The sequence below is a fragment of the Dactylosporangium aurantiacum genome (genome assembly GCF_000716715.1).
In the GTDB taxonomy this organism is placed as follows: domain Bacteria; phylum Actinomycetota; class Actinomycetes; order Mycobacteriales; family Micromonosporaceae; genus Dactylosporangium; species Dactylosporangium aurantiacum.
Genome location: NZ_JNYJ01000001.1, coordinates 250,722 through 265,980, shown reverse-complemented (window position 1 = coordinate 265,980; position 15,259 = coordinate 250,722). Strand labels below are relative to the sequence as shown.

Sequence of the window (15,259 nt, the reverse complement as noted above, 5' to 3'; positions counted from 1 at the left end):
GAGCCAGCCGCGGTGGCCGACCGGTGAGCCGCTGCACCAGCCAGACCGTTCATCAGACGGCGATCGCCTCGCTCAACACCGTGCCGGGTGCCGCCCGCCCGTCACGCCCACCCGTCACGCCCACTGCCGGAGCGACCCAGGACGTGGCCGCTACCTGACCGCACCCGTCAACGGCCCGCCGGCCGTCACCACCCGCCTGACAGATCCCGCGGCCCGGCCGTCACCACCCGCCGGACAGATCCCACGCGGCCCGGCCGTCACCACCCGCCGGACAGACCCCGCGCGGCCTCGCCGTCACCACCCGCCGAACAGACCCGGCGGCGGGCCTCGCCGTCATCGACCCGGCGGGTGCGCCCCGGTGGTGGCACCGGCCTTCACCGGCTGGCCGGGGACGGCTCGGCGGAGAGGTCCACCGCGGGACGGCGGCGCGGGCGGAACGGGTGCGGCACGGTCGTCGCCGACAGGGCGGCGCCCACGGCGACGAGCAGCAGCCCGAAGCCGGCGGCGGCGGCCGGCAGGCCGGTCGGGATGCCGAGGTACACGGTGATGCCCAGGATCCGGGACAGCCCCCACGGCAGGAGGGCGAGCTGATCGTTCCAGACGGTGAGGGCGCGCTCCAGGCCGACGGCGGCGACCAGGCCGCCCAGCAGCGCGAGGGGGACACCGGCGGCGACGAGGAGGGTCCCGGCGACCCGGCGGCGGCGCAGGCGGTGGCCGTCGCGCAGGACGAGGGCCGTCGCCACGAACAGCCACGCGAACGCGGCGAACGCCACGCAGACATACACCGACCTGGCCGCCGGATCGGTCCAGAACCGCAGCCAGTACAGGCCGGGGCCGCGCACCGCGAGGACGGCCAGGAGCAGCACGGTGCGCAGCAGCGCGACCCCGCCGATCGCGGCCCACAGGCGGAACGGGTCCCGCCGGCCGAGCAGCAGCCTCGCGGTCACCGCGAACAGCAGCCACGCGCCGAGCGTCACGAGCAGGTGCGCGGGCGCCGCGAACCAGGTGAACACCAGGCGGCTCGCGACCAGGGCCACCGCAGGCACGGCGACCACCACGACCCGGTCGGCGCGCGTCGGCGCATACCGGCCCGACCCGCCGGCCGGCCCGCCGCTCGACCTGCCGTCCGGCCCGCCGTCGTCCGCGCCGCCGGCCGCCGGAGTGTCCAAGGTGGACACCGGACCCCCCAGGGCAACGAGGTCGGCGAGCCGCCACGGCCGCGTCGCGCCGATCCACAACGCCCGCAACCCTCCCCCGCCGAACCGGCCGGAGTCGCCGAACCGGCCGGAGCCGCCGGAGCCGCCGGGGTCGCCGGGGTCGCCGGAACCGCCGGGGCGGCGGGTGCGGCGGGCGAGCAGGGCGCAGGCGGCCAGGGTCGCCGCGAGCGCCGCGAGCAGCGCCCGGGCCAGCCAGGCCATCGGCAGGTCACGGTCGGCGCGGGCGGCGCCCAGGTCGGCGGCGGTGAAGTTGTACGCCGGCAGGTCCACGTCGCCGCCGTAGCGGGTCTCGTGCGCCGCACGGGCGGCGAGGTAGCGGCGCTCGGCGTCGCGCCACGCGGCGTGCGCGGCGCCGTCGCCGGTGTCGAGCCACTGCGCGTGCCGCAGGACCATGGCCCGGTACGCCCCGAGGGTGGTGAACAGGTCGGCCTCGTAGGTGAGCGTGTCGACCAGCTTCGCGCGCAGCACCGGGTCGCGCCACGTGCCGGGGTCGGTGTCCGCGACCAGGGACCGCATCCGGCCGGCGAGCTCCACCGCCCGCTCCCCCTCCGCGACCGCCGCGCCGACCGGGTCCGCGCCGGCGGCACCACCGGCGGCGCCCGCGTCGCGGGTCACCGCGTAGATGCTGTCCAGGGCCGCCGAGTCGCCGGTGACGATGTCCCACTCGAAGATCCACATCATCGGTGGCGGCTCGAGGCCGAGGGCGCGCACGGACCGGTCCGCGTACGCGCCGATGTAGAGACCCTTCGTCACCGCCTCCCGGGACAGCGCGAGCATCTCGCAGACGGCGGCGACCGTCGCCGGGTCGGTCGAGAACGTCTGCCGGACCCAGTCGGCGGTCAACCGCTCCGCCGGCGTGTCCGGGTCCAGCGCCAGCCGGCCGAGGGTGTAGGCGTTGAGGTCGTAGAGCTGCCAGAAGCCGGTCCGCAGGTAGAGCGACATCGGCCCGGCGCGCAGCGGGCCGCCGTCCTGCGTCCACGTCCAGACGCCCTCGACGTGCGGGTTGGCGGCGAGGAACCGGCGCAGCGCCTGCTGGTGCAGCCCGGTCAGGTCGTTGGGCAGCGCCCCGAAGCCCTCGAACTCCCGCCGGCCCTGGAACTCCACGATCCGCCGGTGCGCGCCGGACTCCAATGTGTCGTTGAACGGCAGGTGGCTGTAGAAGTCGCCGAGGGTGTACTTCGTCGACACGATGAGGTGCGGGTCGTCGACACCGCCGAGGACCTCGGCGTAGGACGCCGCGTTGGTGTGCAGGTCTCCGACGGCGCCGACGCCGACGGTCCAGGTGCGGAAGATGACCTCCTTGCCGGCGGCGCCGGCGGTGTCCAGCAGCGCCCGCAGCATGGCGCGCACGGCGCCGACGCCGGTGACCGCGAGCTTGGACGAGTAGTCCCAGCCGGACTGCGCGTAGACGTCGCCGCCCTCGCCGATGCGGACCATGAGCCCCGCGACGAACGGCATCGACGTGAACAGCTCGGCCAGGCCCAGCTGATACACCTGCCAGAACCGCGGATCCTCGACGGCGAGCCCGCCGAACTGCCGCTGCAGGTAGCGCTCCAGCGGCGGCGACACGGCCAGCATGTCGGTGAGCAGGTAGACCCGCATGCCGAGGTCGGCGGCGTGGCGGAACACGGGGGCGAACGCGGCGACGAGCGCCTCGGCGCGGGCGATGTGCTCGTCGCCGGCCGGGTAGACGGCGTGCCCGTCGCCGACGCGGGCGAACGTCACGTACTCCAGGAAGCCGGGGACGACCACGCCGTTATACCCCTGGGCGAGCGAGTGCTCGACGAACTGCCGGAACTGCCCGGCGATCCGGTCGACGGCGGCCCGGTCGACCCACGGCGCCGCCGGCAGCAGCGCCCCGCCGACCACGTCGGTGTTGAGCGAATAGTCGGTGCCGGCAGTGAACGCGGCCGGGTCCGGCTCGCGGCCGACGGAGCCGGCGTCGGTGAGCCGCAGGCCCAGCCGCGGCGCGAACACCGCGGGCCCGTCGGCGGGCAGCACCGCCACGCCGGAGCGGATCCGGTCGGCGACCGCATACAGCCCGGTGACGGCGCCGCTCACCCCGGCGGCCTCCAGGGTGATCCCGGCGGCGTCGCCGCCCAGCCGGTAGGCCTCCGGCGACGGGCCGGGCGGCGCCCCGCCGACGGTGACCCGCAGCGTCGCGCCGGCGGCGCCGTCGACGGGTGCGGCGCCGACCGCGGGGCGGGGCAGGCCGCGCTGGACGAGCGCGTCGGCGACCGCCGCGGCGGCCAGGGCGAGCCGCGGGTCGCCGGGCATGTCGTGCGTGATCGCGCCGATCCGCGGCGGCGGCACGAGAGGCGTCACCGGCGCGGCGGCGGCCCGCTCGGCCGGCACGGCCACCGGACGGAACGACAGGCCGAGCGCGCCGCCGACGCCCCAGGCGACGAGCGCGCCCAGCACCAGCAGCACCACGGCTGCGCTCAACGGGGTCCACGGGCGACGCATGCGGCACATCGTAGAGCCGGGGTCCGACACTTCCGCCAGCCGAACCGGAGAAAATTTCACAAAGTCCGGGACGGGCTCAGCCGGCCCCGAAGCACACGAAGCTGTCGGTGCTGGCCCGCAGCGCCGGCGGGAGGGCCTGCGCCGCCGACTGCGCCATCGCCAGGGCCGCCGCCGGCCGGTGACCGGCGCCGAGGTGGGCGTACAGGTCGCGCATCAGCAGCCTGGTCGCGCCGTCGTCGACGGGTCCCGTGCTCGCCACGACGGTGGCGGTGCCCATGTTCAGCAGCGCCGAGACGAGGCCCATGAGCTCGTCGCCCGGGTGCACGTCGGCCAGGCCGGTGTCGCAGCCGGACAGCACCAGCAGCGCCGGCGGGCGGCGCAGGACGGACAGGTCGTACACGGTCAGCGGGCCGTCGGCCAGCATGAGGAACGAGAACAGCGGGTTGTCCACCCGGAACTCGCCGTGCGAGGCGATGTGCCCGATCGCGGCCCCGTCGAGGGCGGCCAGCGCCGGCCCGACCCGGGCCCGTTCACCGGCGAGGACCGCCGGCGCGGGCCGCCCGGCGGCGCGCTCGTCGGCGGCGATCTGCTCGACCTCGTCGGCCGCCTGCGCCGCGGACGGCGCGCCGACGAGCACGGTGGGGCCCTCGACCGCCGGCTGGGTCGCGACCCGCCACCAGATGGCGGCGGACGGGGCGACGGTCGTCGGGCGCCCCCGCAGCCGCGGCAGCATCGCCCACGGCATCGCGTGCAGCGCCCCGGTCGGGACCAGCACCATCGGGCCGGCGTCGCCGATGAGGTCGGCGACCGGGTCGAGCAGCAGCCGGTCGAGGGCCTCGACGCCGCGGGCGACCCGGCCGGCGCTGGTGCCGCCGTGGCCGAGGATCTGCCCGCTCAACGCGATCCGCAGGTGCTCCAGCTCCCTCGCGACCGGCGCGATCGCCCCGACCACCCGGTGCGCGACCCGAACAGCGGCCCCGGAAGCAGCACCGGAAGCAGCACCAGAACCGGCGCCGGAAGCAGCACCAGAACCGGCACCAGAACCGGCACCAGAACCGGCGCCGGAAGCCGCACCGGCACCGGAAGCGGCCCGGCGCCCGGGCGACACCACGAGCGCGTGCAGCACCCCGTCGATCGCGAGCAGCTCCAGCAGCACCCGCCCGTCCAGCGCCGCGACGAGGTCGGCGAACGGCACGTCGGTCCGCGCGGTCGGCCCGGAGCCCGGCACCCGCCACGAGCGGCGGCGGATCTCCGCCTCCAGGGACCGCTGCCGGCGCAGCAGCCGCCCGGCGCGCTGCGGCCCGGCCGGCGCGGCGGCCAGCTCGCCGGTGATGCGGCGCAGCTCGCTGAGGTGCCGGGCCACGACCGGGTCGCTGGACGGGTGGGTGGGCGGCAGCGACAGCGCCGCGGACCGGCACCGCTGCGCCCAGGTGAGGGCCTCGCGCGGGCCGCCGTGGTCGAGGGCGAGCCGCAGCCGCAGCCCGGCCAGGGCCGCCGCCTCGACGCTGCCGCGGACCCGCAGCTCGGTCGCGCCGAGGCTGGCCCGGTACTCGTCGGCGACCCGCAGCCCGGCGGTCGCGGCCCGGGCCGCCTCCGCGGTGGCGCCGCGGGCGAGGGCGAGCCGGGCGCGCACGTGCGACCAGCGCACCCGCAGCGGCGCCGGCCCGAGCTTCGCCGCGGGGGCGGCCTCGGCGAGCAGCTCCGCGGCGGTGTCGCGGGCGCCGAGGTCGACGGCGAGCTGCGCGGCGTCCAGCAGCGCCTCCCAGCCCGGGTGCGGCCAGCCGGCCGCGACCAGGGCCCGCCCGGCGGTGGTCAGGTCGCGCAGCGTGCCGCGGTGCGCCCGGCCGGACGCGACGACCGCGGCGAGCTCGGCGACCCTGGCCCGGGCGATCCACACGCCGCGCCGCTGGCGGGTGAACACCTTGCGGGCGGCGGCCGCCGCGGCCTTCGACTCGGCGGCCCGCGACGGGCCCGCGGCGAGGGCGAGCCGGGCCATCATCAGGTGCGCCTGGCCGAGGATCGAGTCCAGGTGCCCGTCGGTGCAGGCGGCGATGGCGGCGCGGATCGCGGTGTCCGCCTCGGGCAGCAGCCGCACCGACAGCAGCAGGTCCGCGCGGTCGAGCAGGCTGACCGCGTCGACGCCGGTGTTCCACAGCCGGTCGTGGGCCCGGTCGTAGCGGGCCAGGGCGGTCGGCACGTCACCGGCCTGCGCCGCGACGAACCCGAGGTTGTGCTCGACCTGCGCGGCGGCGGTCGCCATCCCGAGCCGGTTGTACAGCGCCTGCGCGGCGCGCAGGTCGGCCTCGGCGAGGCGCAGGTTGCCGCGGTACCCGTGCAGCACCCCGCGGTTGGTCAGCGTCCGGGCCTCCCAGACCGCGTCGCCGGACTGGCGGAACGCGCGCAGCGCCGCCCGGTACAGCTGCATCGCCTCCCGGTCGAAGCCGAGCCGGCGCAGGATCAGGGCCCGCTGCATCGTGGCCCGGGCCCGGCGCTGCCCCTGCAGGTCCGCCATGGCCCGGTCGATCTCGCGCAGCGCCGCGGTGGGGCGGCCGAGGTCGTCGAGGATGAGGGCGTGGCTCATCCGCGCCTCCGCCTCGTACTGCGTAAGGCGGTGCCGGCGGGCGACCGCGATCGACGCGCGCAGGTGCCGGGCGGCGTCCGCCGCGTCGTGCCGGGCGCGGGCGGCCAGCCCGAGCGTGCGCAGCGCCACCGCCTGCGCCGCGTGGTCGCCGCCGCGCAGCGCGTCGCGCAGCGCCGCGTCGGCGAGCGCCCTGGCCTTGCCGGGGTCGGCCATCACGACCGGCAACAGCCGCTGCGCCAGCTCGTCGGCGGTGGAGAACACCCCCGATGTGTATCACGGCCGGGCGGCGGCGACTCATGTCAGCGGTCCGTCTGATGATGGGTGCGTACACGGAAACCGACCGCGAAGCACTGTGATCGTTTGAGGAGCGAGCATGTCCGTTGCACGGGAACGTCTGGAACGGTGGCTGCAGACCCGCGACGAGCGCCTGTCGGGCCTGCCGTGGCTGCGCACGGAGACGCACGCCGGCCGCACGGTGCGGTTCGTCGCCGACGAGATCCTGGTCCAGGACTCCGGCACCGCGCTCGCGCACCGCACCCTGACCGGTCTCGGCCACCGCAGCAGCGAGATCACCGAGGACGAGCCGGCGGCGGGGCTGCGCCGGCTGCGCGCGTCCGGCCTGGACGTCGCCGGCGCCGTGCGCCGGCTGCGCGGGCAGCTGCCGGCGGGTTCGGTCGCCGGGGCCAACCACGTGTTCATGTCCACCCCGCACGAGCACGGCGGCCCGTTCGGCCCGCCGGTCGCCGTCGACGCCCCGCCGGCGAAGCTGGTCCCGTCGCCGCAGACCACCGCGCCGGTACGGGTGGTGGTGATGGACACCGGCATCTGGCTGGACAGCCCGCTGCCGGCCGGTTGCTACACCGCCACGCCGGAGAACCACGAGACGGTGCTGGACGGCGACGCCGACGGCATGCTCGACTCCGACGTCGGCCACGCGAACTTCATCGCCGGGATCGTCGCGCAGGGCACCACCGGCGCGCAGGTGCGCATCGTGAAGATCCTCGACAGCTTCGGCGTGTGCACCGAGGCCGACCTCGCCGCCGCGATCACCGGCCTCACCGACACCGACGTGCTCAACCTGTCCCTCGGCGGGTACACCGTCGGTGACCTGCCGCCGGTGGCGCTGTCCGCCGCGCTGCAGGCGTTCCTGTCCGGCGGTGACCGGGTCGTGGTCGCCGCCGCCGGCAACAACGGCGACGGTGACCGGCCGTTCTGGCCGGCCGCGTTCACCGCGGACACCGCGGGCTGGGCGGCGCAGGTCCTCGCGGTCGCGGCGCACGACGGCACCGCGATCTGCGAGTGGAGCAACACCGGCCCGTGGGTGAGCCTCGCCGCACCCGGTGCCGACGTCGTCAGCACGTACATCCACCACGCGTCGTTCGGCAGCGGCTGGGCGGCGTGGAGCGGCACGTCGTTCGCCACGCCGAAGGTCGTCGCCGCGATCGTCGACCGGGTGGCGACGGCCGGCTCGGTGGCCGCCGCGGCCGCCGCGGTCCGCGCCGGGGCGCAGAGCACCCCGCTGGGCGGTTACCCGGCCCTGCACTGACGGGGGCGCCGGCCGCGGCGGCGGCCGGTTCTCCAGATGGCACACACGTACGAACGTGAATGTTCGTGAATCCCGCACCATTGGTTACGATCGATGTACCAATAGTGACGGGACCGACGAATGCCATGATCACCGACGGCACGCTGCTGGTGCACTGCTCGGCCAACCAGGCGCTGCGCTGCGCGCCGGTCGCCGAGCGGCCCGGCGCGGGCCTGGTCGTGTCGCCGCACCAGCGCGACGAGGCGGGCCTGCTCGCCACCGCCGCGTACCTGCTGCGCCAGCGCAGGTTCGAGGCGCCGCTGCTGCTGGACGCGGCCCGTTACGCGGGGCAGGCGCGGCTGCCGGCGAGCGCGCCGTTCAACCCGCGGTGGCTGCGCCGGCAGCGGGAGCTGGGGCTGCCGGTGCTCACCGACTCCGGGTACGTCGACAGCGGCGACGAGCCGGGCCTCGCCGGCATCCTGCACCGCACCGCCGTGCTGCCCGGCACGATCGCCGTCCTGCCGCTGCACCCGGCCTGGCTGCAGGACCGGCTGCACCGCACCGTCCTGACCGGCCACATCCGCGCCGCCGGCGTGCCCGTGGCGCTCGTCCTGGAGGCCGGCCGCGACCCGTTCGCCCTCCCCGGCGTCGTCGAAGGGCTCCTCGCGGTGCTCGGCTGCGGGGTGCCGACGCTGCTGCTGCGCTGCGACGTGTCGGCGCTCGGCGCGCTGTGCCACGGCGCGGTCGCCGCCGCCGTCGGCACCGTGGCCGGCCTGCGCCACCTCACGCCCCGCACGCCGCCGCCCCGGCCCGGCGCGCGCCCGCACGGGTTCCGCCCCGTGGCGCCGTCGGCCGTGTTCCGCCCCACGCTGTCGTACCGCCGCATCGGCGCCATCGCCAGGGCGCACCGTGGCCGCCCGGACCCGGAGCTGTTCGGCTGCGCCTGCACCGTCTGCGACGGCCGCGACGTGGACTGGATGGCGGCGCTCAGCGACCGCGACCGGGAGGTGCCCGCGTTCGAGCACTCGATCCGCGTCCTGCAGGACCTGCGCGACGAGCTGCTGCCCCGCGACCGGCCCACGGAGCAGCCGCCCGGCACGGCGGCGCGCAGCTGGACGGCGCGGTGCGCGGACGCCGAGTACCGCTCCCGCGAGTTGGGCTGGGACGCCGCGCCGATGCTGCGGCACTGGCAGCGGCACGGCCCGACCGGCGCCGCCGCGGCCACCAGACCGGCGGCGTGACCGGACGCCGGGGGCCGGATCACAGCCAGCCGTTGGACTGGGCCACCCCGACGGCCTCGATGCGGTTGCGGGTGCCCGTCTTGGTGATCGCCGCCGACAGGTAGTTGCGCACCGTGCTCTCCGACAGCCGCAGCCGGGCGGCGATGTCGGCGACGGTCGCGCCGCCCGCCGACTCGCGCAGCACGTCACGCTCCCGGTCGGTGAGCGGGTCGGGCCCGGCGGCGAGGGCGGCCGCGGCGAGGGCCGGGTCGACGACCCGCCCACCGGCGTGCACCTGGCGCACCGCCGCCGCCAGCTCCTCGACCGGGCCGTCCTTCACCAGGAAACCGCTCGCCCCCGCCTCCATCGCGCGGCGCAGGTACCCGGGCCGCCCGAACGTCGTCAGGATCAGCACCCGGCAGCCCGGCAACCGCCGGCGCAGCTGCGCGGTCGCGGTGATCCCGTCGCCGCCGGGCATCTCGATGTCCAGCAACGCCACGTCGGGCCGCTCCCGCACCGCGACCGGCACGACCTGGTCGCCGGTCGCGACCTGCGCCACCACGTCGAGGTCGGGCTCCAGGCCGAGCAGCAGGGCGAGGGCGCCACGCATCATGCCCTGGTCCTCCGCCAGCAGCACCCGGATCACCGGCACACCCCACCGGCCGCGCCCAAGCCGCCGCGCTGGCCGCTCACGCCGCCACCTCCGCTGCGCTCCGGCGCCGCCGCGAGCCCACACACTGAACCCACGGTTCGCGGCCCGAGCCGCTGCGCTGGCCGCTCACGCCGCCACCTCCGCTGCGCTCCGGCGCCGCCGCGACCCCACACTGAACCCACGGTTCGCGGCCCGAGCCGCTGCGCTGGCCGCTCACAGCGGCACCCGGGCGACCAGCGCGAACCCGCCCCCGTCGCGGGCGCCCGCCTGCACGGTGCCGCCGGCCGCGCCGAGGCGCTCGGTCAGCCCCCGCAGCCCGTTGCCGAACCCGGCGGCCGGAGCGGCCGCGGCGGTGGCGGTGCCGTCGTCGACGACGCTGAGCGCCGCCGCGCCGTCCACGGTGGCGATCTCGATGTCGCAGCGGTGCGCGCCGCTGTGCCGGACCACGTTCGTCGTCGCCTCCCGCAGCGCCCAGGCGAGGAGCCGGTCGGCGTCGTCCGGCAGCGGGTCCGCGGTGCGCTGCACCGACGCGGTGATCCCCGCGCTGGACAGCATCCCCTTCGCGCGGGTCAGCTCCGCGGTCAGGCCGGCCTCCCGGTACCCGGTGACCGCCTCCCGGATCTCCACCAGCGCCCGCCGGCCGATGTCCTCGATGTCGGCGGCCTGCGCGGCGGCCGCGGCCGGGTCGCGCTCGGCGATGCGCCGCACCACCTCCGCCTTCACCACGATCACCGACAGGGTGTGGCCGAGCAGGTCGTGCAGGTCCCGGGAGAAGCGCAGCCGCTCCTCCGCGACGGCGGCCGTGGCCAGGGCCTCCCGGGTGCGTTGCAGCTCGGCGATGAGCCGGCCCATCTGGCGGACCGCACCGACGAGACCCGACGCGAGCACGGTCGCGACCAGGGTGCTGACCAGCCGCGCCGGGTCCGCGTGGTGCAGCAGCCCGAGCAGCACCTCCAGCACCAGCACCGCCGCCAGCAGCGTCAGGGCCACGGTCATGCGCTCCCGGCCGCCGTACACCGCCATGCCGCACGCGCTGACGAACAGCAGCACGATCAGCCAGCGCTCCCCGTACGCCGCGGCGAGGGCCACCCCGAGCGCCGCCACGCCCGCGAACCAGACGGTCGCGACCCGCTCCAGGTCCTCGCGGTGGTCGAAGCCGAGCGTGCTGAGCAGCGCGTACGCGACCGTGAACAGTCCGAGCCCGACCCCGGCGACGATCCCGCCCGGGGTCGCGGTGACCGTGCCGGCCGGGTCCAGCAGCGGGAACGTCCACACCCCGACCCAGAGCAGCCCACCGGCCGACGGCCTCCACCGCTGCACGGGCATGCGCTCCACCCTAGTCCTCCCGCCGGTGCCTACAGGCTCACGGTGCCGCGGACCGACCGGCGGAACCCGGCGACCGCCAGCGCCGTGAACGCCGCCGTCCAGGCGGCGAGCGTCGCCACGTCCGCGACGGTCGGCGCGCCGCCGAACGCCACCTGCCACGACATGTCGGCGTACGCGTGGGTCGGCAGCCACCGCCCGGGCGCCGCCACCCAGCCCGGCAGCGCCTCCAGCGGCAGCCACAGCCCACCGGCCACCGACATCCCCAGGTACACGAGCAGGTTCAGCGGCTGCACCGTCTGCGCGGTCGCCAGGTATCCCATACCGAGGCCGAGCAGCGCGAACGGCGCCGCCCCCAGCCACAGCAGCGGCACGACCGCCAGCCACTGCCCGGCGTCCAGCCGCACGCCGTTGACCGCCACCGCGGCGGCGCACAGCGCGGTCACCGGCACGACCGCGGTCGCCATCGCCGCGAGCCCCTTGCCGACCACGACCCGCACCGGCGACAGCGGCGTGAGCCGCAGCTGGCGCATCCAGCCGATCGACCGGTCGACGACCACGCCGGAGGCGTAGTTGAGCAGGGCGCCGACCGCGCCGTAGCCGGCCATGCTGACCATCGCGTACGTCGCGGCGACGTCGCGCTCCTGGCCGGTGAGCCCGGGGATGTTGGTGAAGAGCAGGTAGCTCAGCAGCGGCATCACCACGGTGAGGATGAGCATGCCGGGCGAGCGGACCAGCCGCCGCAGCTCCAGCCGGATGTACGCGCGCATGTCAGACCCCTTCGGTGCGCGGTGCGGTGGCGGTCAGGGACAGGAACGCCTCCTCCAGGCCGGCGCCGGCGACCTCGAGGTCGCGGACCAGGCCGGCGGCGGCGAGCGCGAGCACCGTCGCGTCGGAGTCGGTGGTGGTGAGCGCGACCCGCCCGCCGCGGTCGGCGACCGCGACGACCCCGGGCAGGTCGGCGTAGCCGGCGGGCGCGCCGGCGGTGACGGTCACGGTGCGCACGCCGACGCGGCGCTTCACGTCGGCGGCGGTGCCGCAGGCGATGACCGTGCCCCGGTCGAGCACGACGATCCGGTCGGCGTTGCCGTCGGCCTCGTCCAGGTGGTGGGTGGAGAACAGCACGGTGCGGCCCTGCGCGGCGTACCGGCGGATCGCCGCCCAGCACTCCCGCCGGGCCTGCACGTCCAGCGCGGCCGTCGGCTCGTCGAGGACCAGCAGGTCGGGCCGGCCGATGACGGCCATCGCGAAGCGGAGCCGCTGCTGCTGCCCGCCGGAGAGCCGCTCCACGGTCCGCCCGGCGAGCCCGCCGAGGTCGGCCAAAGCCAGGGCCTCCGCGACCGGCATCGGCTGCGGGTACACCGCGTGCAGGAACTCCAGCAGGTCACCGACGCTCGACCGGGGCGGCACCCCACCGGCCTGCGGCATGGCGCCGACCCGGCCGGCGGCGACGGCGGCGGCGACCGGCCCGCCGAACAGCCGCACGGTGCCGGTCCGCGGCGGCAGCATGCCCAGCAGCATGAGCAGCGTCGTGGACTTGCCGGCGCCGTTCGGGCCGAGCATCGCGACGACCTCGCCCGCCCCGATCCGCAGGGAGACATCGCGAACCGCGGGCGTCGCTCCGCCGTAGGCGTACGACACGTGATCCAGCTCGACCGTTGTCATGCCCCGACGCTACGGTCCGGCCGGCGGCGGGGGCAGATGCGTGTGTCGTGCCCCGGCGGTGACAAATGTCCTGCCGGGTGCGCCGTCTCAGGAGGCGTACAGGCGGCGCACCACCGCCTCGATGTCGGGCTCCTCGATGGTCAGGTCGTGCACGGCGGGCCCGCGCCGCGCGACGACGGCGAGGATCGCCGCGACGGTCGTCTCCCCCGACCCGAACGACAGCCGCTGGCGCAGCCCGCCGGCCTCCACCCCGACGAGCCGGGTGCCGGGGATCCCGTCCAGCGGCGGCGCCGGGTCGGTGAGGTCGAGCACCACGACGCGTTCCGCGCCGACCTGCTCGACGAGCTGGGTGAGGGTGCCGTCGAACGCGAGCCGCCCGTGGTCGACGACGAGGATGCGTTCGGTGAGCCGGCGCACGTCGCCCATGTCGTGGGTGGCCAGCAGCAGGCTGGTGCCGTGCAGCGCCCGCTGCTCGGTGAGGAACACCCGCAGCCGCTCCTTGCTCAGCACGTCCAGGCCGATCGTCGGCTCGTCGAGGATGAGCAGCTGCGGTCCGTGCAGCAGGGCGGCGGCGACCTCGCCGCGGATGCGCTGGCCGAGCGACAGCTGCCGCACCGGGGTGTCCACGAACTCGCCGAGGTCGAGCCGGTCGACGAGCTCGGCGGTGCGGTCCCGCAGCGCGTCGCGGCCGAGCCGGTGGATGGCGCCGAGGGCCCGGAACGAGTCGCGCAGCGGCAGGTCCCACCACAGCTGGCTGCGCTGGCCGAACACGACCCCGATACGCCGGGCGAGCTGCCGGCGGTGCCGCAGCGGCTCCAGCCCGCAGGTCAGCGCCGAGCCGGACGTCGGCTTGAGGATGCCGGTGAGCATCTTGATGGTGGTGGACTTGCCCGCCCCGTTCGCGCCGATGTACCCGACGGCGGCGCCGCGCGGCACGCTGAACGTGAGCCCGTCGACGGCGGTCTTCGCCCCGAACACCCGCCGCAGCGCATCTGCGACGACGATCGCTTCGGTCATGAGCCGGCTCCCGTGTAGTGCCGCAGACCCGCCCGCCAGCCGAGCAGGGCCACCGTCCAGACCGCCGCGGCGGCCAGCGGCGAGCACCAGCCCAGCGCGCCGCCGGCCGGGACGCCGCCGGGGACCGCGCCGGGGATGTCGAGCAGGGTCAGCACCGGCAGGTACGCGACGAACGCGGCCGGCACGACGAACGTGAACAGCACCCGGGCCGGCGTGGCGAACACGCTCGCCGGGAACTGGGCGGCGTAGTTGCCGCCGTACACGAACGACGAGGTGAACTCCGCGCCCTCCACGAGCCAGAACTGCACGGCGGCGGCGGCCACGAACAGCCCGGCGAACAGGGCCGCGCCGGCGCAGATGGTGACCGCGAGCAGCGCCGCCTTCGCCGGGGTCCACGCCACGTCGCAGCGGGCCAGCGCCACGACCGCGATCGCGGTGCCGGCCGCGGTGCGCCCGAAGCGCCGCAGCGAGATCTCCGCGACGACGAGCTGCGCGAGGACCGGCAGCGGCCGCAGCAGGAACGCGTCGAGCGTGCCGGCGCGCAGGTAGGTCGGCAGCGCGTCGAGGTGCCCGACGACGAGGTCGGCGACGCTGAACGCGACGTGCCCGATCGCGAAGACCAGCGCCGCCGCCGGGAAGTCGAGCCCGCCGAGCGCCGGCACGTTGGCGAAGATGACGTACAGCTCTCCGAATCCGCTGACGGTCGCGCCGAGGCTGGCCACGACGTCGATGGCGAACGAGCCCCGGTACACCGTCTGCGCCCGCATCCGCAGCCGCACCAGCACCGCGTAGGGGTTGTCAGCCACCCTGGATCACCAGCTTGCGGCTGCCGAGGGTGAAGATCAGGCGGCCGGCGACGAGCAGCGCGACGGCCCACGCGGCCTGCACGGCGAGCAGCCGCACCGCGTCCCAGCCGGCGCTGCGGCCCATGAGCACGTCGATCGGGGTCTGCAGCATCGACGGGAACGGGCTGGCGGCGGCGATCGCGGCGAGCCACCCCGGGAACCACCGCACCGGCACGGCCAGCCCGCACAGGATGTTGGTGACCAGCAGGTAGAGCGTCATCGGGCCGCGCAGGTCCAGCAGCCAGAACGCGCTGAGGTTCACCAGCCACCGGCAGGCGAAGGACACCACGACGGCGAGTGCGGCGCTGAGCACGCCGAGCACGTACGCGGCCGGGTCGCCGGGCAGGGCCAGCCCGGTCACGGCGGCGCCGACGGCGAGCGGCGGCAGCCCGCGGGGCAGCACCACGAACGCGGCCCGCCCCAGGTCGGCGGCGAGGTGCGCGAGCATCGGGTCGACGGGCCGGGCGAGGTCGACGGCGACGTCGCCGGTGCGGATGCGCTGCGCCAGCTCGTTCCACGCGAAGAAGTACACGGGGCCGATGAGGGCCTGCCCGAGCCACACGTAGGTGACGCCGGCCCGCGCGTCGTAGCCGCCGAGCGTGCCGCCGGCCGCGGCGACGGCGGCGGTGATGACGCCGGCCCGGATCAGGCCGAACACGCTGTTGGTGAACGCGCCCGCGAAGGCCGCCAGGCGGTAGGTGGACCATCGCCGGAAGCCGATACCGACGAGCGTCGACCAGAGGCGCAC

General features: G+C 76.5%; 11 protein-coding genes. 2 read left to right on the top strand and 9 right to left on the bottom strand.

The window, feature by feature from the left end:
• Positions 1-374: 374 nt before the first annotated feature.
• Positions 375-3,683 carry a hypothetical protein gene (locus tag OP18_RS61705; RefSeq protein WP_169788938.1) on the bottom strand — a complete coding sequence of 1,103 codons (3,309 nt, stop codon included), beginning with the start codon at positions 3,681-3,683 and terminating at the stop codon, positions 375-377.
• Between the two features lie 76 nt (positions 3,684-3,759).
• Positions 3,760-6,525, bottom strand: coding sequence for a CHAT domain-containing protein (locus OP18_RS51040; protein ID WP_043787131.1), 2,766 nt, complete (start codon positions 6,523-6,525; stop codon positions 3,760-3,762).
• A gap of 112 nt (positions 6,526-6,637) precedes the next feature.
• On the opposite strand from OP18_RS51040, the gene OP18_RS01205 reads away from it, so the two are divergent.
• The gene (locus OP18_RS01205; protein ID WP_033356735.1) at positions 6,638-7,810 is read left to right on the top strand and encodes a S8 family peptidase; all 1,173 of its coding nucleotides are present in this window, start codon (positions 6,638-6,640) and stop codon (positions 7,808-7,810) included.
• 104 nt (positions 7,811-7,914) lie between these two features.
• Complete coding sequence (locus OP18_RS51900) at positions 7,915-9,030, top strand: hypothetical protein (RefSeq protein WP_156089221.1); 1,116 nt, start codon at positions 7,915-7,917, stop codon at positions 9,028-9,030.
• A 19-nt stretch (positions 9,031-9,049) separates the two neighbouring features.
• Here OP18_RS51900 and OP18_RS01195 read toward each other — a convergent pair whose 3' ends face one another.
• The 7 genes from OP18_RS01195 to OP18_RS01165 all read right to left on the bottom strand — a co-directional run bounded on the left by OP18_RS01195 (position 9,050) and on the right by OP18_RS01165 (position 15,259).
• Positions 9,050-9,655, bottom strand: coding sequence for a response regulator transcription factor (locus OP18_RS01195; RefSeq protein WP_033356979.1), 606 nt, complete (start codon positions 9,653-9,655; stop codon positions 9,050-9,052).
• A 219-nt stretch (positions 9,656-9,874) separates the two neighbouring features.
• Complete coding sequence (locus tag OP18_RS01190; RefSeq protein ID WP_156089220.1) at positions 9,875-10,987, bottom strand: sensor histidine kinase; 1,113 nt, start codon at positions 10,985-10,987, stop codon at positions 9,875-9,877.
• A 29-nt stretch (positions 10,988-11,016) separates the two neighbouring features.
• Positions 11,017-11,754: an ABC transporter permease gene (locus OP18_RS01185; protein ID WP_033356734.1), complete on the bottom strand. Its 738-nt coding sequence runs from the start codon at positions 11,752-11,754 to the stop codon at positions 11,017-11,019.
• Between the two features lies 1 nt (position 11,755).
• The gene (locus tag OP18_RS01180; RefSeq protein WP_033356733.1) at positions 11,756-12,649 is read right to left on the bottom strand and encodes an ABC transporter ATP-binding protein; all 894 of its coding nucleotides are present in this window, start codon (positions 12,647-12,649) and stop codon (positions 11,756-11,758) included.
• Positions 12,650-12,736: 87 nt separating this feature from the next.
• Positions 12,737-13,666 (bottom strand): ABC transporter ATP-binding protein, encoded by a 930-nt coding sequence (locus OP18_RS01175; RefSeq protein WP_033356732.1) that lies wholly within the window; start codon positions 13,664-13,666, stop codon positions 12,737-12,739.
• Positions 13,663-14,472: an ABC transporter permease gene (locus OP18_RS01170; protein ID WP_033356731.1), complete on the bottom strand. Its 810-nt coding sequence runs from the start codon at positions 14,470-14,472 to the stop codon at positions 13,663-13,665. Before OP18_RS01170 ends, OP18_RS01175 begins: the two co-directional genes overlap by 4 nt.
• Positions 14,465-15,259, bottom strand: a complete 795-nt coding sequence (locus OP18_RS01165; RefSeq protein WP_033356730.1) for an ABC transporter permease — start codon at positions 15,257-15,259, stop codon at positions 14,465-14,467. The genes OP18_RS01170 and OP18_RS01165 overlap by 8 nt, the downstream gene beginning before the upstream one ends.

What these genes read in the sequence shown, in the direction of transcription:
- OP18_RS61705 (WP_169788938.1), bottom strand. Translation starts at nt 3,683, where the DNA reads ATGCGTCGCCCGTGGACCCCGTTGAGCGCAGCCGTGGTGCTGCTGGTG.
- OP18_RS01205 (WP_033356735.1), top strand. Translation starts at nt 6,638, where the DNA reads ATGTCCGTTGCACGGGAACGTCTGGAACGGTGGCTGCAGACCCGCGAC.
- OP18_RS01190 (WP_156089220.1), bottom strand. Translation starts at nt 10,987, where the DNA reads ATGCCCGTGCAGCGGTGGAGGCCGTCGGCCGGTGGGCTGCTCTGGGTC.
- OP18_RS01185 (WP_033356734.1), bottom strand. Translation starts at nt 11,754, where the DNA reads ATGCGCGCGTACATCCGGCTGGAGCTGCGGCGGCTGGTCCGCTCGCCC.
- OP18_RS01180 (WP_033356733.1), bottom strand. Translation starts at nt 12,649, where the DNA reads ATGACAACGGTCGAGCTGGATCACGTGTCGTACGCCTACGGCGGAGCG.
- OP18_RS01175 (WP_033356732.1), bottom strand. Translation starts at nt 13,666, where the DNA reads ATGACCGAAGCGATCGTCGTCGCAGATGCGCTGCGGCGGGTGTTCGGG.